At 69.8% G+C, this 1058-nt stretch carries 1 protein-coding gene; it reads left to right on the forward strand.

Annotated elements, in window-relative coordinates; genetic code table 11:
- Positions 1–100: 100 nt before the first annotated feature.
- A partial coding sequence (locus EPD83_RS20250; RefSeq protein ID WP_128368661.1) for an IS481 family transposase occupies positions 101–1058 on the forward strand: 958 nt, incomplete at its 3' end.

Raw genomic sequence — 1058 nt, forward strand, 5'->3', positions numbered from 1 at the left:
TGTACCCGGCCAGGACGTTGGTGACGGATAGGCGTTGACGACGAGGAGAACCTCCGGGTGGGGTGTGGGTGTCTAAGTCCTACTCCGCCCGGAGGTTCTCGTGGCCCACGCTAACGCTCGTCTGACTGTTCATGGTCGTGTCCTGTTGGTCGACCGAGTCCGCCGGCAGGGGTGGGCGGTGGCCCATGCCGCGAAGGCGATGGGGGTCTCGCGTCAGTGCGCGCACCGGTGGGTCGCCCGGTTCGACGCCGAGGGTGAAGCCGGGTTGCGCGACCGGTCCTCGCGTCCGCGCTCGAGCCCGCGACGCACCAGCGCCGGGGTGGAGGCCGCGATCGTGGCCGCTCGCGCGGAACATCGCCGCGGGCAGGACTGGATCGGCCCCGAGCTGGGGGTGGCGGCCCGGACGGTTTCGCGGGTGTTGCGACGCCACCATGTGCCGTACCTGCGGGTGCTGGACCCGATCACCGGCCAGGTCATCCGCGCCTCGAAGACCACCGCGGTCCGCTACGAACGTGACCGGCCCGGGGAGCTGGTCCACGTCGACGTCAAGAAGATCGGGAAGATCCCCGACGGCGGCGGGTGGCGAGCTCACGGGAGACCTGCGACGGATGCCGCGAAGGCCAAGCGCGGCCGCATCGGCTACGACTACGTGCACTCGATGGTCGATGACCACTCCCGCCTGGCCTACAGCGAGATCCACAACGACGAGACCGGCGCGACCTGTGCCGCCTTCCTGACCCGGGCTGCCGCCTACTTCACCGACCACGGCATCCCAGCCATCGAGCGCGTCATGACCGACAACGCGTTCGCCTACCGCAACTCGGCCGCGTTCAAGACCGCCGTCGCCGCGATCGGCGCCCGACAGAAGTTCATCCGCCCGCACTGTCCCTGGCAGAACGGGAAGGTCGAACGGTTCAACCGCACCCTGGCCACCGAGTGGGCCTACCGGCACGCCTTCACCAGCAACACCGACCGCGCCACCGCCCTTGCCCCCTGGCTCCAGCGGTACAACACTCAACGACGCCACACAGCACTCGGCGGCCACCCCCCGACCAGCC

The sequence above is a fragment of the Phycicoccus flavus genome (assembly GCF_004025965.2).
In the GTDB taxonomy this organism is placed as follows: Bacteria; Actinomycetota; Actinomycetes; order Actinomycetales; family Dermatophilaceae; genus Phycicoccus; species Phycicoccus flavus.